Origin of the sequence: Enterobacter sp. WPR_3_1 (genome assembly GCF_003635055.1) — a bacterium.
Lineage (GTDB): Bacteria > Pseudomonadota > Gammaproteobacteria > Enterobacterales > Enterobacteriaceae > Enterobacter > Enterobacter ludwigii.
Map to the genome: position 1 here is coordinate 1 of NZ_RBXU01000002.1, position 25,627 is coordinate 25,627.

19 protein-coding genes and 1 riboswitch are annotated in these 25,627 nt (G+C 56.0%); of the genes, 7 read left to right on the forward strand and 12 right to left on the reverse strand.

The window, feature by feature from the left end; genetic code table 11:
- Nucleotides 1-308: 308 nt before the first annotated feature.
- Nucleotides 309-1,160 (reverse strand): glutamate racemase, encoded by an 852-nt coding sequence (gene murI, locus BJ887_RS00490; protein WP_121339035.1) that lies wholly within the window; start codon nucleotides 1,158-1,160, stop codon nucleotides 309-311.
- Nucleotides 1,105-2,952 (reverse strand): TonB-dependent vitamin B12 receptor BtuB, encoded by a 1,848-nt coding sequence (gene btuB, locus BJ887_RS00495; protein WP_044857170.1) that lies wholly within the window; start codon nucleotides 2,950-2,952, stop codon nucleotides 1,105-1,107. The genes murI and btuB overlap by 56 nt, the downstream gene beginning before the upstream one ends.
- A gap of 65 nt (nucleotides 2,953-3,017) precedes the next feature.
- A riboswitch (cobalamin riboswitch) is annotated at nucleotides 3,018-3,194 on the reverse strand.
- Nucleotides 3,195-3,298: 104 nt separating this feature from the next.
- Here btuB and trmA point away from each other — a divergent pair.
- On the forward strand, nucleotides 3,299-4,399 hold the full coding sequence (trmA, locus tag BJ887_RS00500; protein ID WP_020883938.1) for a tRNA (uridine(54)-C5)-methyltransferase TrmA: 1,101 nt from the start codon (nucleotides 3,299-3,301) through the stop codon (nucleotides 4,397-4,399).
- A 41-nt stretch (nucleotides 4,400-4,440) separates the two neighbouring features.
- Here trmA and BJ887_RS00505 read toward each other — a convergent pair whose 3' ends face one another.
- Together BJ887_RS00505 and fabR are read right to left on the reverse strand one after the other, a co-directional pair.
- Entirely contained in the window at nucleotides 4,441-4,800 is a 360-nt protein-coding gene (locus BJ887_RS00505) for a YijD family membrane protein (RefSeq protein ID WP_025202767.1), read from the reverse strand.
- A 9-nt stretch (nucleotides 4,801-4,809) separates the two neighbouring features.
- Complete coding sequence (gene fabR / locus BJ887_RS00510; protein ID WP_008501784.1) at nucleotides 4,810-5,448, reverse strand: HTH-type transcriptional repressor FabR; 639 nt, start codon at nucleotides 5,446-5,448, stop codon at nucleotides 4,810-4,812.
- Between the two features lie 196 nt (nucleotides 5,449-5,644).
- Here fabR and sthA point away from each other — a divergent pair, with 196 nt between their 5' ends.
- Nucleotides 5,645-7,045, forward strand: a complete 1,401-nt coding sequence (sthA, locus tag BJ887_RS00515) for a Si-specific NAD(P)(+) transhydrogenase (protein ID WP_014172175.1) — start codon at nucleotides 5,645-5,647, stop codon at nucleotides 7,043-7,045.
- On the opposite strand, the gene oxyR is transcribed toward sthA, so the two are convergent.
- The 4 genes from oxyR to argC form a co-directional block, all read right to left on the reverse strand.
- On the reverse strand, nucleotides 7,028-7,945 hold the full coding sequence (gene oxyR, locus BJ887_RS00520) for a DNA-binding transcriptional regulator OxyR (RefSeq protein ID WP_014172176.1): 918 nt from the start codon (nucleotides 7,943-7,945) through the stop codon (nucleotides 7,028-7,030). The two genes, sthA and oxyR, sit on opposite strands and share 18 nt — an antisense overlap.
- A 330-nt stretch (nucleotides 7,946-8,275) precedes the next feature.
- Complete coding sequence (gene argH / locus BJ887_RS00525) at nucleotides 8,276-9,649, reverse strand: argininosuccinate lyase (RefSeq protein ID WP_014172177.1); 1,374 nt, start codon at nucleotides 9,647-9,649, stop codon at nucleotides 8,276-8,278.
- 78 nt (nucleotides 9,650-9,727) lie between these two features.
- On the reverse strand, nucleotides 9,728-10,504 hold the full coding sequence (gene argB / locus BJ887_RS00530; RefSeq protein WP_086462987.1) for an acetylglutamate kinase: 777 nt from the start codon (nucleotides 10,502-10,504) through the stop codon (nucleotides 9,728-9,730).
- Nucleotides 10,505-10,510: 6 nt separating this feature from the next.
- A complete protein-coding gene (argC, locus tag BJ887_RS00535; RefSeq protein ID WP_121339037.1) occupies nucleotides 10,511-11,515 on the reverse strand; it encodes an N-acetyl-gamma-glutamyl-phosphate reductase in 1,005 nt (334 codons plus the stop codon).
- 88 nt (nucleotides 11,516-11,603) lie between these two features.
- Between argC and argE the strand changes: the two genes are divergently transcribed.
- The 5 genes from argE (at nucleotide 11,604) to BJ887_RS00560 (ending at nucleotide 18,412) form a co-directional block, all read left to right on the forward strand.
- Entirely contained in the window at nucleotides 11,604-12,755 is a 1,152-nt protein-coding gene (argE, locus tag BJ887_RS00540) for an acetylornithine deacetylase (RefSeq protein ID WP_020883942.1), read from the forward strand.
- A gap of 270 nt (nucleotides 12,756-13,025) precedes the next feature.
- The gene (gene ppc, locus BJ887_RS00545) at nucleotides 13,026-15,677 is read left to right on the forward strand and encodes a phosphoenolpyruvate carboxylase (protein WP_047954821.1); all 2,652 of its coding nucleotides are present in this window, start codon (nucleotides 13,026-13,028) and stop codon (nucleotides 15,675-15,677) included.
- Nucleotides 15,678-15,740: 63 nt separating this feature from the next.
- The gene (locus tag BJ887_RS00550) at nucleotides 15,741-16,505 is read left to right on the forward strand and encodes an AraC family transcriptional regulator (RefSeq protein ID WP_040018280.1); all 765 of its coding nucleotides are present in this window, start codon (nucleotides 15,741-15,743) and stop codon (nucleotides 16,503-16,505) included.
- A gap of 128 nt (nucleotides 16,506-16,633) precedes the next feature.
- Nucleotides 16,634-17,296 (forward strand): fructose-6-phosphate aldolase, encoded by a 663-nt coding sequence (fsa, locus tag BJ887_RS00555; RefSeq protein ID WP_121339039.1) that lies wholly within the window; start codon nucleotides 16,634-16,636, stop codon nucleotides 17,294-17,296.
- A 12-nt stretch (nucleotides 17,297-17,308) separates the two neighbouring features.
- Nucleotides 17,309-18,412 (forward strand): glycerol dehydrogenase, encoded by a 1,104-nt coding sequence (locus BJ887_RS00560; RefSeq protein ID WP_121339041.1) that lies wholly within the window; start codon nucleotides 17,309-17,311, stop codon nucleotides 18,410-18,412.
- Nucleotides 18,413-18,461: 49 nt separating this feature from the next.
- On the opposite strand, the gene katG is transcribed toward BJ887_RS00560, so the two are convergent.
- The 4 genes from katG to metB form a co-directional block, all read right to left on the reverse strand.
- Nucleotides 18,462-20,642, reverse strand: a complete 2,181-nt coding sequence (katG, locus tag BJ887_RS00565) for a catalase/peroxidase HPI (protein WP_025202761.1) — start codon at nucleotides 20,640-20,642, stop codon at nucleotides 18,462-18,464.
- Nucleotides 20,643-20,851: 209 nt separating this feature from the next.
- Nucleotides 20,852-21,742, reverse strand: a complete 891-nt coding sequence (gene metF / locus BJ887_RS00570; RefSeq protein ID WP_014172187.1) for a methylenetetrahydrofolate reductase — start codon at nucleotides 21,740-21,742, stop codon at nucleotides 20,852-20,854.
- Nucleotides 21,743-21,968: 226 nt separating this feature from the next.
- The gene (locus tag BJ887_RS00575; RefSeq protein ID WP_032680076.1) at nucleotides 21,969-24,401 is read right to left on the reverse strand and encodes a bifunctional aspartate kinase/homoserine dehydrogenase II; all 2,433 of its coding nucleotides are present in this window, start codon (nucleotides 24,399-24,401) and stop codon (nucleotides 21,969-21,971) included.
- Between the two features lie 2 nt (nucleotides 24,402-24,403).
- Nucleotides 24,404-25,564: a cystathionine gamma-synthase gene (metB, locus tag BJ887_RS00580; RefSeq protein WP_014172189.1), complete on the reverse strand. Its 1,161-nt coding sequence runs from the start codon at nucleotides 25,562-25,564 to the stop codon at nucleotides 24,404-24,406.
- Nucleotides 25,565-25,627 lie beyond the last annotated feature (63 nt).

A 25,627-nucleotide genomic window follows, 5' to 3' on the forward strand; every position in this document is an offset into this window, starting at 1 on the left:
CCGAAGACATTAAGAATCCATGTCACTTTGAGTGCCCACACAGATTGTCTGATAAATTGTTAAAGAGCAGTTGCGACGCGGCTTACAGCTCACCGCCGCGAGGTCACGTATATTACGTTTTCCTCATTCAGAGTCAAGCATTTATTTTTGCTTTTCTCTGTTGGTGTTCATCTCTGAACCCCGCTAACCCGGCGGCTTGTAAGCCGTTGTTCCGTGTCAGTGGAGGCGCATTATAGGGAGTTCTCAGACGTTGACAACCCCTCTTTTAAAAAAAACGTTCAACCGTCTCTTTTTTGCTCAAAATCGTGCTACAGCGCCAGTTTTTCGAGCGTTTCAAAGCCATAACGGCGTAAAACGGGCAAAAGTTGCTCGGTCTCGTTGGTGATGGCCATACAAAAAGCGATGTTTGCATCGGCAGATTTTGCATCCGGGGCTTCATGTTCCAGCAACCAGGCCGTACGTCGGGCTATAGCCGCCCCCGAATCCACCAGCCGCGTGCCCTCAGGCAGAACTTCTAATAACTCTTCCTGTAATAGAGGGAAATGGGTACACCCCAGCACAACGGTGTCCGGTGGCTCCGGCATCCGCAGCCACGGGCGGAGAATACGGCGCAACTCTTCGAGCGGCACTGCCTTTCCGTGCAGCTTCGCTTCGGCGATCTCGACCAGTTCCGCCGAACCGAGCATCGCAATCTGGCATTCGTTGGCAAAGCGGTCGATTAACTCGCGCGTATAAGGTCGCTTCACCGTGCCTCGCGTTGCCAGTAAACCAACAATGCCATTTGCCGTCAGACGTGCGGCAGGCTTTATTGCAGGAACAACGCCCACAACCGGGAACTGGAATTTTTCGCGCAATGCAGGAAGCGATACTGTACTGGCCGTGTTACAGGCGATGACCGCCAGCGAGAGGGGATAACGCTTTTGTACCGCGGTGACGATTTCAACCACACGCTCAACAATAAAGTCTTCACTCTTTTCCCCATACGGGAACGCGACGTTATCAAAGGCGTAAATGTAATGGAGATCCGGCAGAAGATGTCGGATCTCATCATAGACCGAAAGCCCACCGACGCCGGAATCAAATACCAGCACGGTGGGACACGGATTAGAAGGTGTAGCTGCCAGACAAGGTGTATTCCCGTCCTGCAGTTTGGTAGCCATAAACTGTCTCGTAATCTTTATCGAACAGGTTGGCTATTTTACCACGAACTGTAAGGTGAGAGGTGACAGGATATGAAACTGCGACATCCCACAGGCTTACGCCGCCCATTTTCACCTTTTCAGACGGGTAGGTACCAAAGTCAGTGTCGTAACGTGTTCCCAGGTAGTGGTAAGTCAGGCTCCAGTCGAATTCATAGACCTGCGTATCAAGCTGATACTTCACCTGCTGCTTAGCCCGGCGATCCAATAGCTGGTTTGTTGCCGCATTGCGTGCATCCACGTAATCGTAACCGACCGTATGAGTCAGTGGACCTGTATCAAAGGACGCTGTGGCTTCAACCCCTTTAATACGCGCCTTGCCTACGTTGTAGTATTCCTGAAGGTTGTTATTAAAGTCGATCAGGTTATCAACGTCATTGCGATAGGCCGATACGCGCCAGTTTACGCCAGCCGTCAGGCCTTCGAACGCGCCTTCCCACTGTTTACTCTCCTCAGGATCAAGATGGTCGTTGCCATAGAAACCATACAACTGCCCGAGGTTGGGTGCTTTATAGGCAGTGCCATACGAGGCAATGAATCGATAACCTTCAATGAACTCCCAGCCCGCACTGCTCTGCCAGGTGCCATGTCGACCAAACTGAGAGTTATTGTCGCTACGCGCTGCCCCTTCCAGGGTAAAGTCGCCAAACTGCTGCAGCGCAGTCAGGTAGACGCCGGTGTTACGCAGGTCATAGCCGTTTGTGACATAGCTTGTTCCTGGTTCGGTGCTCTGCTTCTGCCAGTCGACACCTGCGCCAATATTGCCATGGCCCACCTCAACGGAGTTAGTCCACTGCACGTTGTACTGTTTGATCTCATCCAGCGTGGCATTGGAATCATAACGTCCCAGATGCGGGTCGTAGTTATAATCTTTGCTGTGGCTGTAGCTGGTGAGAAGTTGTGAATGGAAAATGTCATTATTAAAGCGCAGCCCAGCGTCCCAGGTCTGGCTATAGAGCTGGCGAGTATCAACCAAAACATCAGGCGTAAATGAACTGTAATAGCCGTCATAGGCGGTACGGTTGCTGTAGCCATAGCCGCGAACGAACCCGCTCCACTGATCAGAGAAAGCATGCTCCAGCGCACCGTAGAGGGTTTTATTCATAAAGCCGTCACGATCGGTCTGGGCCAGACCACCGTTGTTGCCATCCGCGACCACGTCAAAGCCTTTGGTATAGGTATAATCACCCGCCAGCGTCACGCGCGTGCTGTCACCCAGGGTTTGCTGGGTGCTGCCGCCGTAATTTTGGTAGCCATGCGAGCCTACGCCCGCATTCAACGTCGTGCCGTCCTTTGCGCGGGTAGTAATAATGTTCACTACGCCACCAATCGCATCAGAACCATAGACTGCAGAGCGTGGCCCGCGAATATATTCAATGCGCTGTACCAGGGCGATCGGGAACTGGCTGAGATCGGACGACCCCGTTACCCCAGCCTGGTTAAGACGGATCCCGTCGACAAGAATAAGAACATGGCTGGAATTAGTCCCCCGAATAAAAAGAGAGGAAAGTTGCCCCATTCCGCCGTTTTGGGCGGTATCCACGCCAGGCAAGCGACGCATAACGTCAATGACGGTGTTTGCCTGCCAGCGATCAATATCCTCGCGCGTCACCACAGACGTTGGTGCAAGAACGGTATTAACAGGTTGCTCAAAACGGTTTGCTGTCACCACCAACGAGTCGGCGCTATCCTGCGCCCAGCCCGAAAATGCCGTGACGGACAACGCCGTCAACAGCGATACTTTTTTAATCATTGTTAAAGCATCCACAATATAAGAAGGATGCCGCAGGCTTCATCTATAGCACGCGATGACGAAACCAAATGCGACGTGATCCCGGCAGGTCTTCGGGCTAGGTGGCGTTTTGCGGATGAAGACTTCCCATTTTCACAGTGTCTACAATTCTCATCCCGCCAGTCTTTACCGCTGCGCGTCAGCTCCAGATTTTCACTGGATTCCCTTTTCACTCTCAGGAGACCGGAAACAGAATGCTACAATTAGACACGTATAGATGTCCAGATAGCTATTGGCCATTAAATCTGGACATCCACTGCACAATCCCTACAATCCCCGCGTAATTCTTTATCACTCAGGACGCATCATGACCCCCGAACACCTCCCAACAGAACAGTACGACGCACAGCTGGCAGAGAAAGTTGTCCGCCTGCAAAGTATGATGACGCCTTTCAACGCGCCCGTTCCTGAGGTGTTCCGCTCGCCCGTTAGCCACTACCGCATGCGTGCGGAGTTCCGCATCTGGCACGACGGTGACGACCTGTACCACATCATTTTCGATCAGCAGACGAAGTCCCGCATTCGGGTCGACAGCTTCCCGGCGGCGAGTGAACTCATCAACCAGCTCATGACGCTGATGATCGACGGCGTACGCAACAACCCTGTGCTGCGTCACAAGCTGTTCCAGATTGATTATCTGACCACACAAAGCAACCAGGCGATCGTCTCTCTGCTGTATCACAAAGCGCTGAATGATGAATGGCGCGAGCAGGCAGAAGCGCTGCGCGATGCCCTGCGCGCGCAGAACATCAATGTTCACCTGATTGGTCGTGCAACAAAAACCAAAATCATGCTGGATCAGGATTTCATCGACGAACGTCTGTCGGTAGCGGGAAAAGAGATGGTGTACCGCCAGGTTGAGAACAGCTTTACCCAGCCAAACGCAGCAATGAACGTACAGATGCTGGACTGGGCGCTGAAGGCGACCGAAGGGTCAAAGGGCGATCTGCTAGAGCTGTACTGCGGGAACGGCAACTTCTCCCTGGCGCTGGCGCGTAACTTTGAGCGCGTCCTGGCGACGGAGATTGCCAAGCCGTCCGTTGCCGCTGCACAGTACAACATTGCCGCCAATCACATCGACAATGTGCAGATCATTCGTATGTCTGCAGAAGAGTTCACGCAGGCCATGAATGGTGTACGTCAGTTTAATCGCCTGGAGGGGATCGATCTGAAGAGTTACCAGTGTGAGACGATTTTTGTCGATCCGCCGCGCAGTGGCCTGGACAGCGAAACCGAGAAGATGGTGCAGGCGTACCCGCGTATTTTGTACATTTCCTGTAACCCGGAAACGCTGTGCAAGAATCTCGAAACATTAAGCCAGACGCACAATATTGAACGTCTGGCTCTCTTCGATCAGTTCCCGTATACGCACCATATGGAGTGCGGCGTACTTCTTACCGCGAAGTAACGTGATGGCAGGCAGGTCAACCTGCCTGCAACCCCACTCTCTTACTCCGGCAGCTCGTGCTTGCGGCTACGCATGCGCGAGCCAATCCAGAACACCAGTACCACGGAAAGTACCGCCGGCAGGAAGTTAGAACCGATATCCGGATACTCTGCACGCACCACGGTGCTATACAGCAACACGCCAAGAATAAAGCAGGCCGCGGCCAGCCCAGGCAACCCGACCGGCATGGTGCGGTTCAGGTAACGCTGATGCAGACAATACACCGTCAGCACCAGCGCAATGAGCGGGAAAATAGAAAATGGAACGATCGAGCTGAACACAGCCGCAAACGTGCCATTAATTGATAAGCCAGCGATCAATGCCAGCAACAGCGTACCCTTATCCTGACCTGACTGTTTCATTACTCACCTTCACTCTTCGGTTTGATGTGCCAGTTTCTCTTGTTCACGGCGATACCAGTAGTACGCGCCTTTGGAGATCATCCTGAGCTGTAATACCAGTCGCTCTTCGAGCTGCTTGCGTTGTTCGATGCTGACATCCAGCGCTTCGGCACCCGCGCTGAAAACAATCGTCACCATCGCCTCAGCCTGTGCTTCAGTGAACGCACGCGGCATATGGTTTTCGAGTTCAAGATAGTCGGCAAGTTCCGCGATAAAATGCTGAATTTCACGCGCCACAGCGGCACGGAACGCGGCTGATGTTCCGGAACGTTCCCGCAACAGCAGGCGAAACGCGTTGGGGTTATTGCCAATAAATTCCATAAAGGTCGACACAGAGGTGCGGATCACGCTCCCCCCTTTAGCGATACGCTGCCGCGCCTGGCGCATAAGCTGACGCAGCATCAGCCCGCTCTCGTCGACCATGGTCAGACCCAGTTCATCCACATCACGGAAATGACGATAGAAGGACGTTGGCGCAATCCCGGCCTCGCGCGCAACTTCACGCAGGCTTAAACTGGCAAAACTACGCTCGGCACTCAGTTGACTGAATGCGGCTTCCACCAGCGAACGCCGGGTTTTCTCTTTTTGTTGTGCTCTTACGCCCATCACGATAGTTGAATCCTTCCAAAGGCCTGATGGCACTATACCAGAGAATAAAATTAATCTGTTTGCCTGGCTTTGTGAATGATTGTTTACGTACGGTTTGTGCTCCACTGCCGGAAAAAAGCACAACGATAATTGGGTTACTCGGGCAATGATGTTATGATTCTGTTGCTTTTATGTATAAGAACAGGTAAGCCTTACCATGCCACATTCCTACGATTACGACGCAATTGTGATAGGTTCCGGCCCCGGCGGCGAAGGCGCTGCTATGGGACTGGTGAAACAGGGAGCCAGAGTAGCGGTGATAGAGCGCTACCATAACGTTGGCGGCGGTTGCACCCATTGGGGCACCATCCCTTCCAAAGCCCTCCGCCATGCCGTTAGCCGCATTATTGAATTTAACCAGAACCCTCTTTACAGCGACCACTCCCGACTTCTTCGTTCCTCCTTTGCTGACATCCTGAATCATGCGGATACCGTTATTAACCAGCAGACACGGATGCGCCAGGGGTTTTATGAGCGTAACCACTGTGAAATTTTGCAGGGCAATGCGCACTTTGTTGATGAACACACTCTGGCACTCGAATGCCACGACGGGTCGGTCGAAACCATCACGGCGGAAAAATTTGTCATCGCCTGTGGTTCACGCCCGTACCATCCGGCAGACGTGGACTTCTCCCACCCGCGCATTTACGACAGCGACTCCATCCTGAGCCTGCACCACGAACCCCGTCATGTGATTATCTATGGCGCAGGGGTGATTGGCTGCGAATATGCGTCGATCTTCCGGGGTATGGACGTGAAAGTTGATCTGATCAACACCCGCGACCGCCTGCTGGCCTTCCTCGATCAGGAAATGTCAGACTCGCTCTCTTACCACTTCTGGAACAGCGGCGTGGTGATTCGCCACAACGAAGAGTACGAGAAAATTGAAGGCTGCGACGACGGTGTGATCATGCATCTGAAATCGGGCAAGAAGCTGAAAGCAGACTGCCTGCTGTACGCCAACGGCCGTACCGGTAACACCGATTCTCTGGCTCTGGAAAATATCGGGCTCGAAACCGACAGCCGCGGTCAGCTGAAAGTGAACAGCATGTACCAGACAGCCCTGCCGCATGTGTATGCTGTCGGTGATGTTATCGGTTATCCAAGCCTGGCTTCTGCAGCATACGATCAGGGACGCATCGCGGCGCAGGCGCTGGTGAAAGGCGAAGCGACGGCACATCTGATCGAAGATATTCCGACAGGTATTTATACCATCCCGGAAATCAGCTCCGTCGGGAAAACCGAGCAGCAGCTGACGTCAATGAAGGTGCCTTACGAGGTGGGTCGCGCACAGTTTAAACATCTGGCGAGGGCGCAAATCGTGGGAATGAGCGTGGGTACGCTGAAGATCCTGTTCCATCGCGAGACGAAAGAGATCCTCGGTATTCACTGCTTCGGTGAACGCGCGGCGGAGATTATTCATATCGGCCAGGCGATCATGGAGCAAAAAGGTGGTGGTAACACCATCGAGTACTTCGTTAACACCACCTTCAACTACCCGACCATGGCGGAAGCCTATCGGGTCGCGGCACTGAACGGCTTAAACCGCCTGTTTTAACGCATTGTCAAAATGGCCATCCATCGAACCACGGATGGCCTCTGCCAGCTGCTCATAGCGGCTGCGCAGCGGTGAACCCGGACGATAAACCAGACCAATGGTACGACGTGGCTCTGGTTTAATGCATGGCAGATAAACCACGCCGTCACGTTTACGTTCGCGCGGTACGGCCAGTGCCGGCAGCAATGTGATCCCACTGCCCGCCGCCACCATATTACGCAGCGTTTCAAGGCTGGTTGCGCGGAAATGGGTATCCTCGTCAGCACCCGCTTCGAAGCAGAATCCCATCGCCTGATCGCGCAGGCAGTGACCATCTTCCAGCATCAGCAGTTTTTCACCGGCCAGATCGGCCATCGGCACGCGATCGCGGTTCGCCCACGGGTGATCTTCATAGATCGCCAGCATCATGGGCTCATCAAACAGCGGCACTTCGATAAAAGCTTCGCTCTCTTTGACCAGCGCCAGAATGGCACAGTCGAGCTTGCCGCTGTCTAACTGCGCCAGCAGCTGATGGGTTTGCGCTTCATGCAGATACATTTCGAGTTTCGGGAACGTCTGATGCAGCATTGGAATGATGTGCGGCAACAGGTACGGGCCAACGGTTGGGATCAGGCCAATATGCAACGGGCCGGACATCGCCTCCCCTTGCTGGCTTGCCATTTCCTTGAGCACTTTGACCTCGCGCAGCACGGTGCGCGCCTGATCCACCAGCAGCAGACCTGCCTGAGTGAACAGTACCTTACGACTGGTGCGCTCCAGCAGCATCACGCCCAGCTCGTCTTCCAGCTTGCGGATCTGGCCGCTCAGGGTAGGCTGGCTGACGTGGCAGGAATCTGCCGCGCGGCGAAAATGGCGGTGCTCGGCTAACGCTACCAGGTATTCAAGATCACGAATATTCATTATTCATCCTCCGTCGCCACGATAGTTCATGGCGATAGATAGCATAGCAACGAACGATTATCCCTATCAAGCATTCTGTTGAATAATACACCACATAGACGAGGCGGCACGTGTTTGACCCTTGACGTCGTCCCCGCACCGTCAGCGAGTTTCTCTCAAAACTCGAACAACTAAAGCCAACGTGAACTTTTGCGGACCCCGTGGTCCGCATTTTTTTTGCGTAAAAAAGGCCGGGGATAAAAGCAAAATGGCAACCGAAGTTGCCATTTTTAGTGTTTACTCCCTCTCCCCGTGGGAGAGGGCCGGGGTGAGGGCACCAGCCCGCACTCATCAAACCAGCCGGTTTTTCGCATCCGCAATCGCCTGCGCGACCTGCTTCGGTGACACGCCGCCTTTCGCTGCACGCTTATCCAGACAAGACTGCAACGCCAGAATCGGATACACATCATCACCGATAACCGCACTGAATTTCTGCAGGTCGGTCAGCGGCAACGCTTCCAGTGCCTTACCCTGACGAATGGCTTCAACCACCGCTTCACCGACAATATGGTGCGCTTCACGGAACGGTACGCCTTTCGCCACCAGGTAATCGGCAAGCTCGGTCGAGTTTGCATAGCCCTGCTGCGCCGCTTCCTGACAACGCGGGCGTTTCACCTGAATGCCATCCAGCACCAGCGCGCCCATATGCAGGCAGTCCAGCCAGGTATCGAGCGCGTCGAACAGCCCCTCTTTGTCTTCCTGCATATCTTTGTTATACGCCAGCGGCAGCCCTTTCAGGGTCATCATCATGCCGGTCAGCGCGCCCTGCACACGGCCACACTTACCGCGGATAAGCTCCAGCGCATCCGGGTTTTTCTTCTGTGGCATCAGGGAGGAGCCTGACGTTACGCGGTCAGACAGCTCAACAAACCCGGCTTCACCGGAGTTAAAGAAAATCAGGTCTTCGGCAAAGCGCGACAGATGCACCATGCCGATAGACGCATTGGAAAGCAGCTCCAGCACGTGATCACGGTCAGAGACGCTGTCCAGGCTGTTACGGGTGGCTGAAGCAAAGCCCAGCCAGCCTGCCAGCTGGTCACGGTCGATTTCATAGGCCGTCCCTGCCAGCGCACCGCTGCCCAGTGGACTCACGTCCAGACGCTTCAGGGTATCCTGCAGACGGCTTTCATCACGCGCCAGCATCTCAACGTAGGCCAGACACCAGTGCGCAAAGGTTACCGGCTGCGCACGCTGCAGGTGGGTATAACCCGGCATCACCGCGTCCTGGTTGTTCTGCGCGGTTTCCACCAGCGCGCCCTGCAGCTGACGGTTGGCTGCCAGCAGTTCACCAACGGTATCTTTACACCACAATTTCAGATCAGTCGCGACCTGGTCGTTACGGCTACGCCCGGTATGCAGTTTTTTACCCAGCTGGCCGACTTTATCGATGAGTTTCCCTTCCACCCAGCTGTGAATATCTTCCGCATCGCTGGCGAGGATCTGCTGCGGGTCCAGACGCACCTCTTCCAGCAGGTTATTCAGCGCCTCTTCCAGCTGCAGCTGTTCGTCTGCGGTCAGGACGCCCACGGTGACCAGCGCTTTGGACCAGGCCACAGAGCCGACGATATCCTGCTCGGCCAGGCGGTAGTCGAAGCGCAAAGAGTCGTTGAACTGTTTGAACCGCTGATCCGCTGCCTGTGTAAAACGCCCACCCCAAAGTGCCATAACATGCTTCCTTAATATCTTTGAATTTCATTGCCCGGCTGCGCTGCGCTGACCGGGCCTGCAGAATCGGTAAATTGCTTACGCCAGAATACGCGTGCCAATCGGCGTGCCGTTAAACAACGCCGGGAGTTGCTCCGCATGGCGCCAGGAGGCGATGTCCACCGGACGTCCGAGCGTACGCGCGGCATCCAGCGCCGCATTGACTTTGACGATCATGCCGTCGGTAATAATGCCCTGCTCGATAAGCTGTTCGGCTTTCGCTGCGGTCATTTCCGCAATACGCTGACCTTTGCCGTCGAGAATACCGCTTACGTCAGAGAGCAGAATCAGGTCCGCGCCCAGCGTAGCCGCCAGAGCCGTTGCCGCCTGGTCTGCATTGACGTTCATCAGTTCGCCCTCTTCGGTCACCCCGATAGAGCTCACCACCGGCAGGAATCCTCCTTCCAGCAGCATGTTAATCAGCTTAGGCGAACCAGGCTGTGCCAGTCCAACGTGTCCGAGCTCTTCGTCGAGCTGGGTCACTTTTACGCTGTCACCATCGCCCAGACACAGGCCGACAGAGGCGATATGGTGTTTCTTCGCCCACGCCAGTAGCGTTTTGTTCGCCGTCCCCGCCAGGGCACCGGTAATAATGTCAATCTGGTCAGCAGGCGTGACGCGCAGGCCATTTTTCTTTTTCACCGGCAGGTTGAGCCCTTTCATCAGCTCATCAACCACGCAGCCGCCGCCGTGCACAATCACCAGCGGACGTTGGTGTGATTCGCGATAGTTCACCAGCGCGGTAAAAAGACGCTCCAGCGCTTCTTCGCTGTCCAGCAGTACACCACCGAGTTTGATAATTAATGGGTTCATCATCACACCTTAAATAAGAGCCTGGGTTTCCGGGAAACCGAAACGAATATTTGCACACTGCATTGCCTGTGCGGCAGCGCCTTTAAGTAAGTTATCTTCCGCAGCCACCACAATCAGGTGCTCACCCTGCACGGCAAAGCCGATGTCGCAGAATGGCAGGCCAACCACGTTTTTCAGCGCCGGCACGCCTTTGTCGTACAGACGCACCAGCGGTTTGTCCGCATAGGCCTGCGTAAAGGCTTTGCTCACCTGTTCGTGGGTCACGCCGGGTTTCAGGCGGCAGGTGATGGTTTCGAGGATCCCTCGCGGGAAGCTGCCCAGATGCGGCGTGAAGATGACATCCGCACCCAGATGCGTCGTGATTTCAGGGTGATGGCGGTGATTGAACACGCCATACGGCTGAAGGCTCACTTCGCAGAAGCTGTTAGCGATAGCGGCTTTACGCCCCGCGCCGCTGACACCACTGGTGGCGTTGATCACCGGCCACTGGTTCAGATCCAGCAGGTCTGCGTCGATCAGCGGCTTCAGAGAAAGCTGTGCCGCCGTCGGATAACAGCCCGGCACGGCAACCAGATCCGCTTCCTTCAGTTTATCTGTGCTCCACTCCGCCAGGCCGTATACCGCTTTTTCCAGCAGCTCAGGGTGTTGATGGGTGAAACCGTAATATTTTTCGTAGAACGCGCCGTCATTCACACGGAAGGTGCCGGAGAGGTCGAACACCACACAGCCGGCCGCCAGACATTGCGGAACCAGGTCGTGGCTGACTTCGTGCGCGGTAGCTAAAAACACCACGTCGACGCCGTCGGTGAACGCGCGGATGTCAGACATTGGCTGCAGCGGCAGATCAACAATGCCTTTAAGTTGCGGATGCAAATCGGAAATTAACTTTCCTGCATCATTGCTTTGCGCTGACACGGTCAAAGCGGTTATGGTCATATGAGGATGGCGATTCACGTAGCTTACAAGCTCTGCGCCCGCATAACCGCTAGCGCCTACAATCAGCGTATTCAACATCGGGTTCCTTTATGCTCAACGTTAATGTATTTTTATTCACATTTATTGCATGAATATTGATACTATCACGACCTAAGGTGTGTCAACAATGAAAATGAACTTACCGCCATTTATCGAGATTTACCGCGCCCTGATTGCCACACCCTCCATCAGTGCGACCGAAGAAGCGCTGGATCAGAGCAATGAGTCTTTAATCAATCTGCTGGCAGGTTGGTTTAGCGATATTGGGTTTAACGTTGAGGTTCAGCCCGTTCCCGGAACACGCCATAAATTTAACCTGCTCGCCAGTACCGGACAGGGTGCCGGCGGCCTGCTGCTGGCCGGTCATACCGATACCGTTCCCTTTGACGATGGTCGCTGGACGCGCGATCCGTTCACCCTGACCGAGCATGACAACAAGCTTTACGGTCTGGGCACCGCCGACATGAAAGGCTTTTTTGCTTTTATCCTCGATGCGCTGCGTGACGTGGACGTGACAACGCTGAAGAAACCGCTCTACATTCTGGCCACTGCCGATGAAGAGACCAGCATGGCCGGGGCGCGCTACTTCTCTGAAAACACCTCAATTCGCCCGGATTGCGCCATTATTGGTGAACCAACGTCACTGCAGCCAATCCGTGCCCACAAAGGCCATATCTCCACGGCGGTGCGCGTGCTGGGCCAGTCAGGCCACTCCAGCGATCCGGCGCGCGGCGTCAACGCCATCGAACTGATGCACGACGCCATCGGCCGCATCATGCAGTTGCGCGACTCGCTGAAAGAGCGTTATCACTACGACGCATTCACCGTGCCTTATCCGACGCTGAACCTCGGCAGCCTGCACGGTGGTGATGCATCCAACCGTATCTGCGCCTGCTGCGAACTGCATATGGATATCCGTCCGCTGCCGGGCATGACGCTGAGCGATCTCGACGGCCTGTTGACCGAAGCGCTGGCGCCGGTCAGCGAGCGCTGGCCGGGCCGCCTGACGGTCTCCGAGCTTCATCCGCCGATCCCTGGCTACGAATGTCCACCGGATCATCAACTGGTTGAAGTCGTGGAAAAGCTGCTCGGTGAGAAAACCGACGTGGTGAACTATTGCACCGAAGCACCGTTTATTCAGACCCTGTGTCCTACGCTGGTGCTTGGCCCGGGTTCCATCAACCAGGCCCACCAGCCGGATGAATATCTGGAAACGCGCTTTATCAAACCGACCCGTGAACTGATTACCCAGGTCGTGCATCACTTCTGCTGGCATTAAAATGCCCCTGAGGGTTCCCTCTCCCGGTGGGAGAGGGTCAGGGTAAGGGCAACAAATCCCGCGATCTTCGTCACATTCCCATAAGCATCTCTTATCTGACGCAAAGCGAATTAAATTTCGTAAATTACCCACATTTATTCGTTTGCTGAACCGTTTTCGCAGCAATTGACGACGGGGGTTTTACGTGGCTTTATAAAGGGAGATGACAAAATATTGTCCAAAAGATTTTCGATTGGGCATAAACAAAAATGATGGGGTGACTGGGTTTTTATGAACGAACAATATTCCGCGTTGCGTAGTAATGTCAGTATGCTCGGCAAAGTGCTTGGAGATACCATCAAAGATGCGTTGGGGGAAAACATCCTCGACCGCGTTGAAACCATCCGCAAGCTGTCAAAATCTTCCCGTGCAGGTAACGAGGCCAGTCGTCAGGAGCTGCTCACCACCTTGCAGAACCTTTCTAACGATGAGCTGCTGCCCGTTGCCCGCGCCTTCAGCCAGTTTCTGAACCTGGCAAACACCGCTGAGCAATACCACAGCATTTCGCCGAATGGCGAAGCTGCCAGCAACCCGGAAGTCATTGCCCGTACGCTTCGTAAACTGAAAGACCAGCCAGACCTCAACGAAGACATCATCAAAAAAGCGGTGGAGTCCCTTTCGCTGGAGCTGGTTCTGACCGCTCACCCAACCGAAATCACTCGTCGCACCCTGATCCACAAAATGGTGGAAGTGAACAACTGCCTCAAGCAGCTGGATAACAAAGACATTGCTGACTACGAACGCAACCAGCTGATGCGCCGTCTGCGCCAGCTGATTGCCCAGTCCTGGCACACCGATGAAATTCGTAAGCATCGTCCAAGCCCGGTCGACGAAGCCAAATGGGGCTTTGCGGTGGTGGAAAATAGCCTGTGGGAAGGGGTGCCGAACTACCTGCGTGAGCTGAACGAGCAGCTGGAAGCGAATCTGGATTACCGCCTGCCGGTCGATTTTGTGCCGGTGCGCTTCACCTCCTGGATGGGCGGCGACCGTGACGGCAACCCGAACGTCACCGCGGAAATTACCCGCCACGTGCTTCTGTTGAGCCGCTGGAAAGCAACCGACCTGTTCCTGAAAGATATTCAGGTATTGATCTCCGAGCTGTCGATGGTAGAGGCCACGCCGGAACTGCGCGCGCTGGCCGGCGAAGAAGGTGCCAGCGAGCCGTATCGTTTCCTGATGAAAAAACTGCGTGGCCAACTGATGGCGACGCAGGCCTGGCTGGAAGCGCGTCTGAAAGGCCAGCGCCTGCCGAAGCCGGAAGGCCTGCTGAGCCAGAACGAGCAGCTCTGGGAGCCGCTGTATGCCTGCTATAAATCACTGCAGGCCTGCGGAATGGGCATCATCGCGAATGGCGAATTGCTCGACACCCTGCGTCGCGTGAAGTGTTTCGGCGTGCCGCTGGTGCGTATTGACGTCCGTCAGGAAAGCACCCGTCATACCGAAGCGCTGGGCGAACTGACCCGCTATCTCGGCATCGGCGACTATGAAAGCTGGTCCGAAGCGGACAAACAAGCCTTCCTGATCCGCGAACTGAACTCCAAGCGTCCCCTGCTGCCACGTAACTGGGAGCCAAGCAATGAAACCCGCGAGGTGCTCAACACCTGTAAAGCGATCGTTGATGCGCCAAAAGGATCGGTGGCTGCCTATGTGATCTCCATGGCGAAAACGCCGTCTGACGTGCTGGGCGTTCACCTTCTGCTCAAAGAAGCCGGTATCGACTATGCCCTTCCGGTTGCACCGCTGTTTGAAACCCTTGATGACCTGAACAACGCCAACGACGTCATGACGCAGCTGCTGAACATCGACTGGTACCGCGGCTTTATTCAGGGCAAACAGATGGTGATGATTGGCTATTCCGACTCCGCAAAAGACGCGGGCGTCATGGCGGCATCCTGGGCGCAATATCAGGCACAGGACGCGTTGATCAAAACCTGTGAAAAAGCGGGCATCGAACTGACGCTGTTCCACGGACGCGGTGGCTCGATTGGCCGTGGTGGTGCGCCAGCGCATGCGGCACTGCTGTCACAACCGCCGGGAAGCCTGAAAGGCGGCCTGCGCGTGACCGAACAGGGCGAGATGATCCGCTTTAAGTATGGCCTGCCGGAAGTGACCATCAGCAGCCTGTCGCTCTACACCAGTGCGATTCTGGAAGCGAACCTGCTGCCACCGCCAGAGCCGAAAGAGTCCTGGTGCCATATCATGGACGAGCTGTCAGATATCTCCTGCGATCTGTACCGCGGTTACGTGCGTGAAAACAAAGATTTTGTGCCTTACTTCCGTTCAGCTACCCCTGAGCAGGAGCTGGGTAAACTGCCGCTGGGTTCACGTCCGGCTAAACGCCGCCCGACCGGTGGTGTAGAGTCTCTGCGTGCCATCCCGTGGATCTTCGCCTGGACCCAGAACCGTCTGATGCTGCCCGCCTGGCTGGGCGCAGGCGCGGCGCTGCAGAAAGTGGTGGAAGATGGCAAACAGAACGAACTGGAAACCATGTGCCGCGACTGGCCATTCTTCTCCACCCGCCTGGGTATGCTGGAGATGGTCTTCTCGAAAGCAGACCTGTGGCTGGCGGAATACTACGATCAGCGTCTGGTGAAGCCTGAGCTGTGGACGCTGGGTAAAGAGCTGCGCGAACTGCTGGAAGGCGACATCAAAGTGGTGCTGGACATTGCTAACGACTCGCATCTGATGGCGGATCTGCCGTGGATTGCCGAGTCCATCCAGCTGCGTAATATCTACACCGACCCCCTGAACGTCCTGCAGGCGGAGCTGCTGCACCGTTCACGTCTGGCGGAAGAAGAAGGTAAAGAGCCGGATCCACGCGTCGAACAGGCGTTGATGGTGACGATTGCAGGCGTTGCGGCAGGTATGCGTAACACAGGCTAATCCATTGGCTTCATACAGGCCCGGCAGCGCTAACGCTGCCGGGCGATATCCGGTATTCACGCCATGCACCACGACATCAGCACCCTTCTGACCGACCTCATTAATGGCACCGTCGCGCTACGTGACGTACGGTTTGTCGCCCCGCCCGACCCACACTCCCGCACAACGCCTTGCCTGGTCATTAACCTCGATAATGCCTGCGAAGCGTGGTTTTCTTCCTCTGCGGAGGGGTTACTTCATACCGGTCACGCGCTCAGCATCAGCTTCGGTAAACAGCAGCTGTCGCTTCGTCTTTATCGGGATAACGTGCTTATACAGCACCAGCAGGTTGCCCGGCGCGGCCCCCGAACCGGAGCGTTTCTCCTGCAAACGCTGGCCGAGCTGCAGATGCAGCCTGATGAACAGGAAACGGCCAGACTGGTGGTACTGAGTATGCTCAGCCACTGTCGCGATCTTCTTGGCAGCGACATTCATACTGACAGCCGCAGTCGTGCTTTGTTTGAAGCCATCCGGCGCTATCTCGATGAACATCACGCCTCACCGCTGACCCGCGATTCCGTGGCGCGGGCGTTTTATATTTCACCCAACTACCTTTCACATCTGTTTCAGAAGACCGGGAACGTGGGGTTCAATGAATACCTGACCCAAACGCGTCTGGAACACGCGCGCCAGTTGCTCAAGGGTTATGATCTAAAAATCAAAGACATTGCCGCCCGCTGCGGCTTTACAGACAGCAACTACTTCTGCCGCCTCTTTCGTAAACATACCGAACGCTCCCCTTCCGAGTACCGCCGCCAGTATCACAGCCAGCTGACTGCCAAAAACTAGCATTGTGATCGCCCTCTCACTTCACTAAGCACATTACATTTGTCCAGTATTTGGCAAAATTGACCTGTATCCCCGGCCAGCAGCCCCACCTTATCCTTAGGTTAACCTTTCTGACTTAAGGAAAAATAATGGAACTGTATCTGGATACCGCCAACGTGGCAGAGGTTGAGCGCCTGGCGCGCATTTTTCCGATTGCCGGCGTCACCACCAACCCGAGCATTGTAGCCGCCAGCGGCGAAACCCTCTGGAACGTACTGCCGCGTCTGCAAAACGCCATCGGGCCACAGGGTACGCTGTTTGCCCAGACTATGAGCCGTGAAGCCGAAGGGATGGTGGCAGAAGCCAAACGCCTGAGTAACGCCATTCCTGACATCGTGGTGAAAATCCCGGTGACCGCGCAGGGCCTTACAGCGATAAAAATGCTGAAAAAAGAGGGCATAACCACGTTGGGCACGGCCGTTTACAGCGCCGCCCAGGGTTTACTGGCCGCGCTGGCGGGAGCGAAATATGTCGCACCGTATGTTAACCGCGTCGACGCTCAGGGCGGGGACGGCATTCGTATGGTACAGGAGCTGCAATCCCTGCTCGAACGCCACGCCCCAGAAAGCAGCGTGCTGGCCGCCAGCTTCAAAACACCACGTCAGGCGCTGGACTGCCTGCTCGCCGGATGTGAAGCAATCACGCTTCCTTTAGATGTAGCGCAACAAATGCTCGGCACCCCGGCGGTAGAGTCAGCCATAGAGAAGTTTGAGCACGACTGGAAAAACGCGTTTGGTAACCTCAACCTCTAAGGGAGATCTGTTATGGACCGTATCATTCAATCGCCGGGGAAATATATTCAGGGCGCTGAAGTTCTCACCCGTCTCGGCGACTATCTGAAACCACTGGCAACACGCTGGCTGGTTGTGGGCGATAAGTTTGTGCTGGGTTTTGCACAAGAGACCTTACTTGAGAGTTTTAAAAAAGCGGAAATTCATGCTGAAATCGCGCCCTTCGGGGGCGAATGTTCGCAAAACGAAATCGATCGCCTGAAAAAACGGGCCGACGGCGCCGACTGTATGGCGGTGCTCGGTATCGGCGGCGGGAAAACGCTGGATACCGCCAAAGCGCTGGCGCATTTTATGGACGTGCCCGTTGCCATCGCCCCGACTATCGCCTCCACCGACGCCCCGTGCAGCGCCCTTTCCGTCATTTATACCGACAGCGGTGAATTCGATCGCTACCTGATGCTGCCGCATAACCCGAACATGGTGATTGTCGACACCCGGGTGGTGGCTGGCGCTCCGCCGCGTCTGCTGGCCGCCGGGATAGGCGATGCCCTTGCCACCTGGTTTGAAGCGCGCGCCTGTTCCCGTAGTGGCGCGATCACCATGGCGGGCGGAAAATGTACCCAGGCTGCGCTAGCCCTCGCCGAGCTGTGCTACAACACGTTAATTGAAGAGGGTGAGAAAGCGATGCTCGCGGCCGGGCAGCACGTGGTCACACCGGCGCTGGAGCGCATCATTGAAGCCAATACCTATCTGAGCGGCGTTGGATTTGAAAGCGGTGGACTGGCGGCCGCGCACGCCATTCACAACGGAATGACCGCCGTGCCGGAGGCACATTCGTTCTATCACGGTGAAAAAGTGGCGTTTGGGACGCTGACGCAACTGGTGCTGGAAAATGCCCCGGTAGAGGAAATTGAAACCGTCGCGGCGCTATGTCACAGCGTAGGTTTGCCCATCACGCTGGCACAACTGAACATTAAAGAGGATATTCCGCTTAAAATGCGGCTGATTGCCGAGGCAGCCTGCGCAGAGGGTGAAACCATTCACAACATGCCAGGCGGGGTGTCACCGGATCAGGTTTACGCGGCGCTGCTGGTGGCCGATCAGTACGGGCAACGGTTCCTGCGGGAGTGGGCGTAACTGGTATTGCCGGATGGTAAAAAAACCCCCGCCGAAGCGGGGATTGTATTTACTGCAGATCAAACCGATCCAAATCCATCACCTTCGCCCAAGCGGCAACAAAGTCGCGGACGAATTTCTCATGGGCATCGCTGCTGGCGTAAACCTCGGCCAGCGCGCGCAGCACGGCGTTCGAACCGAATACCAGATCGGCACGCGTGGCGGTGTATTTCACTTCACCGCTGGCGCGATCGCTGCCGGCAAACAGCTCGTTTGATTCATCGGTCGCTTTCCACTGGGTATTCATGTCCAGCAGGTTCACGAAGAAATCGTTACTCAGCACGCCTTCACGATGGGTGAACACGCCGTTCTGACTGCCATCGAAGTTCGCCCCCAGTACGCGCAGACCGCCAATCAGCACCGTCAGTTCTGGTGCAGTGAGCGTCAGTTGCTGGGCCTTATCAATCAACAGAGACTCGGTAGTGGAGGCATCAACCTGTGCACGGTAGTTACGGAAGCCATCGGCAATCGGTTCGAGCAGGTTAAACATCTCGATATCCGTCTGATCCTGGCGCGCATCAACGCGGCCCGGCGTGAACGGTACATTGACGTAAACGCCGGCCTCTTTCGCCGCCTGTTCAACACCCACCACACCTGCCAGCACGATGATATCGGCCAGTGACGCTTTGTTGGTGGTACGCTGAATAGCTTCCAGGGCGGGTAACGCGCGAACCGCTGCGGCGTTAACTTCCCAGTCGCGCTGGGGTGCCAGTGCCAGACGCGCACCGTTGGCGCCGCCACGCTTATCGCCACCGCGGAAGGTCGATGCAGACGCCCAGGCAACGGAAACCAGGTCGCTCACGGACAGACCCGAGGCAATGATTTCCGCCTTCAGACTCTCGATGTCCTCTTTGGTCGGATTGAACACCGCCTGCGGCAATGGATCCTGCCAGATGAGATCTTCTTTCGGCACTTCCGGACCAATGTAACGCGCTTTTGGCCCCATATCACGGTGGGTCAGCTTGAACCACGCGCGCGCAAAGGCTTCGTTAAAGGCCTGCGGATCGTTCAGGAAGCGGCGGGAGATTTTCTCGAACTCGGGGTCAAAACGCAGCGTCAGATCGGTGACCAGCATCGTCGGTTTGCGCTTTTTCGACGGGTCGAACGGATCAGGCATAATGTCTGGTGCATCCACCGCTTCGAACTGAATCGCACCCGCCGGGCTGCGGGTCTGCACCCACTCGTATTTGAACAGGTTCTCGAAGAAGTAGTTACTCCACTGGGTCGGCGTTTGTGACCAGATGACTTCCAGCCCGGAGGTGATCGCATCTGCGCCAACGCCGGTACCGTGCGTACTGGTCCAGCCCAGACCCTGCGCTTCAATTGGCGCGGCTTCCGGGTCGGCACCGACATGGGTCGCTTCACCTGCACCGTGGGTTTTACCGAGGGTATGACCGCCTGCAATCAACGCAACGGTCTCTTCGTCGTTCATCCCCATGTTGCCAAAGGTGGCACGGATCGCCGCGGCCGCTGACAATGGTTCACCGCTGGCGTTTGGCCCTTCCGGGTTAACGTAAATCAGCCCCATTTCGGTGGCTGCCAGTGGGCGCTTCGCCAGTGCTTCCGGGTCACGGTGGGTGAGCCAGGCTTTTTCATCACCCCAGTTTACGTCCATATCCGGTTCCCAGACATCTTCACGCCCGGCCCCAAAACCGAAGGTACGGAAGCCAGAGTTCTCCAGCGCCACGTTACCGGCAAGGATGAAGAGGTCAGCCCAGGAAATTTTTTGACCGTATTTTTGCTTGATAGGCCACAGGAGACGGCGCGCTTTATCCAGACTAACGTTATCTGGCCAGGAGTTCAGGGGGGCAAAGCGCTGTTGACCGCGCCCTGCGCCACCGCGACCGTCAACGGAGCGATAGGTACCTGCGCCGTGCCAGGCCATACGGATAAACAGGCCCGCATAGCTGCCCCAGTCGGCTGGCCACCACGGCTGAGAGTCGGTCAGAAGTGCTTTGAGATCGCCCTTGAGCGCTGAGTAATCAAGTTTGCTGAATTCTTTGCGGTAGTCAAAGTCTTCACCCAGAGGGTTAGAACGGTTGGAATGTTGATTAAGAAGATCGACGCGGAGTTGTTTTGGCCACCAGTCGCGGCTGCCTGTGCCTGCCCCCGCGCTGTGATCGACGCTGCCCTGATGGAACGGGCACTTGCCGATTGATGCCGCATTATTGCTGTCGTCTGACGTGCTCATCGCTATGCTCCCTTTTACAGTGTTACCGTTACGATATACGCCCTTGTTGATAAGGTATAGTTGAGATAACCCACAGATTCGATAGTTAATTCCGTTTAATTTCCCATTGAAAGTATGTGCGTTCTGTACGTCAAAGGCAGCATTGCTGATATGGCGGGGAAATAAAACCCTTATAAATCAAAAAACCCTCCGAAGAGGGCTTCTATTTGTTATGCGCCAGGCCGTACACCCAGCGTATGGCAAATGGCGTAACTCATTTCCGCGCGGTTGAGCGTATAGAAGTGGAAATCCTTCACTCCTTCACGACTCAAGATCTTCACCATGTCCATCGCGATGTTTGCGCCCACCAGCTTGCGTGTTTCCGGGTCATCGTCCAGCCCTTCGTACATTTTAGACATCCAGTGCGGAATGCGCACATTGGTCATATCGGCAAATTTCTTCGCCTGTTTGAAGTTAGAGACCGGCAAAATTCCCGGGATAATTTCGACGTCGATGCCCGCGGACACACAGCGGTCACGAAAGCGCAGGTAGCTTTCCACATCAAAGAAGAACTGGGTAATGGCGCGATTCGCACCGGCGTCCACTTTACGCTTCAGGTTAAGCAGATCCGCCTGGGCGCTTTTCGCTTCCGGGTGAACTTCAGGATAAGCAGCAACGGAAATGTCGAAGTCTGCGACCTCTTTCAGCAGCGCGACCAGATCGGTGGCGTACATGTCCGGTTTACCGCTCCCCGGCGGCAGGTCACCGCGCAGGGCGACGATATGGCGAATACCGTTGTTCCAGTAGTCCTGGGCAATGGCACGCAGCTCATCGCGCGTCGCGTCGATACAGGTCAGGTGCGGAGCCGCTTCCAGACCCGTACGGTCCTTAATGCCTTTAATGATGCTGTGCGTACGGTCACGCTCACCGGAGTTGGCACCGTAGGTGACGGAGACAAACTTCGGTTTCAGGCTGCTCAGGCGATCGATAGAGCTCCAGAGGGTTTGCTCCATTTCACTGGTGCGCGGCGGGAAAAATTCAAAAGAGACGTTAATCTGACCATTTACTTCGGCCAGGCTCTGATTCAGGGCTTCCCGCTGGTTGGCGTGAAAAAAGCTCATACCTTACCTCATCAATCGCGTGTCATTGTGTGTTGTGTTTCGAACTTCTATACGTTTAGACGTCCAGATGTAAAAATGACGGAAAAGCGGAGGGACGTCAACAGAAATAATCGCCAGGAATGGTGAGGAATGCTCAGGGAAGATGAAGGGAGTTCATGATGGCGGGTGAGTGCGGTCTGATGCCCTCACTCTGTCCCTCTCCCACCGGGAGAGGGAACAAGAAAGATTACAGCAGTTTAGCCAGACGGTTGATGTCGGACTGGATGGCCCCGGCGGTCACATCGCGCCCCGCACCCGGGCCACGGATCACCAGTGGGTTATCACGGTACCAGCGGCTTTCAATGGCGAAAACATTATCGCACGGCAGCAGTGCCGCCAGCGGATGTTCAGGACGAACCGCCTCGACACCCACACGTGCTTTTCCGTTCGCTTCGAAACGCGCCACGTAGCGCAGCACCAGGCCCATCTCGTTTGCCGCTTCCAGACGTTGCACCATCTGCTCGTTCAGCTCTTCGCCGTTCTCGAAGAAGTGGTCGACAGAGTCGTTCTCACAGCCAGCAGGCACCAGCGACTCAACGCGCACGGCATCAGGTTCGATGTCATAACCGGCTTCGCGCGCCAGGATCACCAGCTTACGCATAACGTCTTTACCGGAGAGGTCAACGCGTGGGTCAGGTTCCGTTAAGCCCTGCTGCCATGCCTGATCCACCAGGTCAGTGAACGGCACGGTGCCATCAAACTGCAGGAACAGCCAGGAGAGCGTGCCGGAGAAGATGCCACTCAGCGCCAGAATGCTGTCGCCGCTTTCAATCAAATCACGCACGGTATGGTTAACCGGCAAGCCAGCGCCCACCGTGGCGTTATACAGCCAGTGACGGCCTGTCTTTTCAAACGCGTCGTGGATTTGACGGTACTTGTCCGTGCTGCTCGCCCCCGCCAGCTTATTGGCGCTAATAACATGGAAACCGTGGCTGGCGAAATCAAGATACTGATCGGCAAGCTGTTCACTGGCGGTCACGTCCAGCACCACCAGATCGTCATACGGGTGCGCGCGCATCCAGAGGAACAGCGACTCTTCGTCCTGTTCAACCGCTTCATCGTTAAAGAAGGCCAGCGCCCGGCTGGCGTCCAGCCCTTCGTAGTTCAACAGGCTGCGGCGGCTGTCCACCACGCCCGCGAGAATAAATTCAAACCCGGTACGCGCTGAGAGAGTCACCTGCTCGCGCGCGAACAGCTCCAGCCAGCGTGAGCCGATGTTTCCTTTGCCAAACAGCACCAGTCCAATGCGTTTCTCCGCACGGAACAGAGAGGTATGCAGCCCCTGAATCAGACTCTCGGTGGGTCCTTTACGCAGTACGGCCACCAGGCTGATGCCCTCTTCCGACTGCCAGGTGAATTCAACCGGCTGGCCTTTCAGCTGCTGCCAGAAACGGTGGCAGTGCAGCGGGTTGCGGGTAACGCCCGCCCCCACCATCGCCACCAGCGCCAGACCCTGACGCAGGCGAAGCTCGCCCGGCAGGCCCGCTTCATCAAGAATTTTCAGGGCGCTGTCCGCCACTTCGGCGGTGTAGCAGAACTGCAGCAGCTGGCGGTCGTTATGCACGCCAACGGCGAGCGGACGCACCTGGGCGCGTTTAAGGATCAGGTCGATGTCTTTGTGTGCCAGTTTGAAATCCTGGCCCGCCGGGACCTGGAACTCAATCAGGCAGATGTCGTCATGGCTGGTCACAATTCGCGCCCCCGTACCGGACGCCAGGACGCGTTCGATACGGGTAGAGCCTTGATCCGGGGTGTAACTACAGCGCAGCTGCAGGTCGATGTCGCTCCCCGAAACCGGCTGTAGCGTACGCGCATGCAGAACCGGTGCCGCCAGGCGGGCCAGCTCGCTGGCCTCGTCCAGACGCAGCAGCGGCAGCAGGCAGGCATCTTTCACTTTACGCGGGTCAGCACTGTAGACACCGGCCACGTCGCTCCAGATGGTGACGCGGGAAACGCCTGCCAGCGCACCAATTTGCGTCGCTGAGTAGTCAGAGCCGTTACGTCCCAGCAGCACGGTTTCACCGGCACTGCTGCGGCTGATAAAGCCGGTCACCACAATACGTTTGCCCGGATGCTGAACCAGCAGCTGTTGCAGCAGCGGATATGACAAGCCTTCATCCACCTGCGGCTGAGCGGCGCGTTCGGCGCGCAGGAAGTCACGCGCGTCAAGCCAGGCTGCATCCACGCCCAGGTGTTGCAGCACGGCCGCCATCAGGCGCGCAGACCACACTTCACCGTGGCCGACCACCTCGGCATACACCGCGTCGGTAATACCGCTGTCCAGCAGGGCAGCCAGACGCTCAAGGTCATGCGTAAAGGCGCTAATCAATCCGTCCGCGACGTCCGCAGGCAGTAAGCCGGCAATCAGCTCACTCTGGTAACGACGTAAGGACTGTTGCACCTGATGCGCAGAGAGGCGATCGGTCTGACTCAGTTTGAGCCAGCTAATCAACTGGTTGGTGGTGCTGCCAGCCGCGGAGACAACCATCATGTCCCCCGGCTGCGAATACTCTGTCATGATCCCTGCGACACGCAGGTAACACTTCACATCAGCAAGACTACTACCACCAAACTTGTGCAGTTGACGACCCTTCGCCCCTGCCTGCGCTATCACACTCATGATTACCCCTTGGCTGCGACCCGGAAGCCATTTTCCAGATCGGCAATTAAATCTTCAGAATCTTCAATACCGGTCGAGATACGCAGCAGCGTCTCAGAAATACCGGCGGCGGCACGTGCTTCTGGTGCCATACCTGCGTGCGTCATGGTCGCGGCGTGGGAGATCAAGCTTTCAACCCCACCTAATGATTCCGCCAGCGTAAACAATGACAGCCCGCTCAGGAAGCGACGCAGCGTTTGCTCGTCACCGTCCAGTTCAAAACTTAACATCGCGCCAAATCCCTTTTGTTGACGCGCGGCAATCTCGTGCCCCTGGTTTTCCGGCAGCGACGGGTGATAGAGCTTTTTCACCAGCGGCTGGGTCTTCAGGAAATCGACAATCGCCTGAGCATTGCGCTGCGCCACTTCCATGCGCGGCGACAGCGTGCGGATACCGCGCAACAACAGGTAGCTGTCGAAAGCGCTCGCAGTGACGCCAATGTTATTGGCCCACCATGCCAGTTCGGTGACAACGTCGGGATCTTTTGCAATCACCACGCCCGCTACCACATCAGAATGACCGTTCAGATATTTTGTGCATGAATGCAATACCAGATCGGCACCCAGCGCAAGCGGGTTCTGAAGGGCCGGACTGAGGAAGGTATTATCCACTACACTTATCGCTCCCGCATCCCTTGCGCGCTGACAAATTTTCGCAATATCGACGACGCGCAACAATGGATTGCTTGGACTTTCCACCAGCACCAGCTTCGGTTTCTCTGCCAGCGCCTGTTTCAGCGCCTGTTCGTCGTTTTGATCGACAAACAGCACGCGGTAGCACCCACGTTTTGCGAGGCTGTCAAACAGACGATAGCTACCACCGTAACAGTCGTGCGGTGCCACCAGCAGGTCACCCGGCTTCAGAAATACCGTCGTCACCAGGTGAATCGCAGACATCCCGGTGTTGGTTAACACGGCGCCTGCACCGCCTTCCAGCTCCGCCAGCGTGCGCTGGGTCACGTCACGCGTCGGGTTGCCGCGACGGGAGTAGTCATGCGCACGGGGTTCATTAAAACCGGTAAAATTGTAAGTACTGGAAAGATGAATTGGCGGGACAACACAGCCGTACTGCTCGTCATCATTTAATCCGCTACGCACTGCGATGGTGGCCTGTTTACGCGTCATGGTGAAGGCTTCCTGGCTAAAAGAGGTGAAAAGTCAGGCACCAGAGTAAACACTGAAAGTATG

Bases quoted from the DNA above. Each gene is read 5' to 3' on its own strand.
- argB (WP_086462987.1), bottom strand. From the start codon at position 10,504: ATGATGAACCCATTAATTATCAAACTCGGTGGTGTACTGCTGGACAGC.
- oxyR (WP_014172176.1), bottom strand. From the start codon at position 7,945: ATGAATATTCGTGATCTTGAATACCTGGTAGCGTTAGCCGAGCACCGC.
- ppc (WP_047954821.1), top strand. From the start codon at position 13,026: ATGAACGAACAATATTCCGCGTTGCGTAGTAATGTCAGTATGCTCGGC.
- argC (WP_121339037.1), bottom strand. From the start codon at position 11,515: ATGTTGAATACGCTGATTGTAGGCGCTAGCGGTTATGCGGGCGCAGAG.
- murI (WP_121339035.1), bottom strand. From the start codon at position 1,160: ATGGCTACCAAACTGCAGGACGGGAATACACCTTGTCTGGCAGCTACA.
- BJ887_RS00575 (WP_032680076.1), bottom strand. From the start codon at position 24,401: ATGAGTGTGATAGCGCAGGCAGGGGCGAAGGGTCGTCAACTGCACAAG.
- argH (WP_014172177.1), bottom strand. From the start codon at position 9,649: ATGGCACTTTGGGGTGGGCGTTTTACACAGGCAGCGGATCAGCGGTTC.
- metF (WP_014172187.1), bottom strand. From the start codon at position 21,742: ATGAGCTTTTTTCACGCCAACCAGCGGGAAGCCCTGAATCAGAGCCTG.
- btuB (WP_044857170.1), bottom strand. From the start codon at position 2,952: ATGATTAAAAAAGTATCGCTGTTGACGGCGTTGTCCGTCACGGCATTT.
- metB (WP_014172189.1), bottom strand. From the start codon at position 25,564: ATGACGCGTAAACAGGCCACCATCGCAGTGCGTAGCGGATTAAATGAT.
- BJ887_RS00550 (WP_040018280.1), top strand. From the start codon at position 15,741: ATGCACCACGACATCAGCACCCTTCTGACCGACCTCATTAATGGCACC.
- sthA (WP_014172175.1), top strand. From the start codon at position 5,645: ATGCCACATTCCTACGATTACGACGCAATTGTGATAGGTTCCGGCCCC.
- argE (WP_020883942.1), top strand. From the start codon at position 11,604: ATGAAAATGAACTTACCGCCATTTATCGAGATTTACCGCGCCCTGATT.
- BJ887_RS00560 (WP_121339041.1), top strand. From the start codon at position 17,309: ATGGACCGTATCATTCAATCGCCGGGGAAATATATTCAGGGCGCTGAA.
- fsa (WP_121339039.1), top strand. From the start codon at position 16,634: ATGGAACTGTATCTGGATACCGCCAACGTGGCAGAGGTTGAGCGCCTG.
- BJ887_RS00505 (WP_025202767.1), bottom strand. From the start codon at position 4,800: ATGAAACAGTCAGGTCAGGATAAGGGTACGCTGTTGCTGGCATTGATC.
- katG (WP_025202761.1), bottom strand. From the start codon at position 20,642: ATGAGCACGTCAGACGACAGCAATAATGCGGCATCAATCGGCAAGTGC.
- trmA (WP_020883938.1), top strand. From the start codon at position 3,299: ATGACCCCCGAACACCTCCCAACAGAACAGTACGACGCACAGCTGGCA.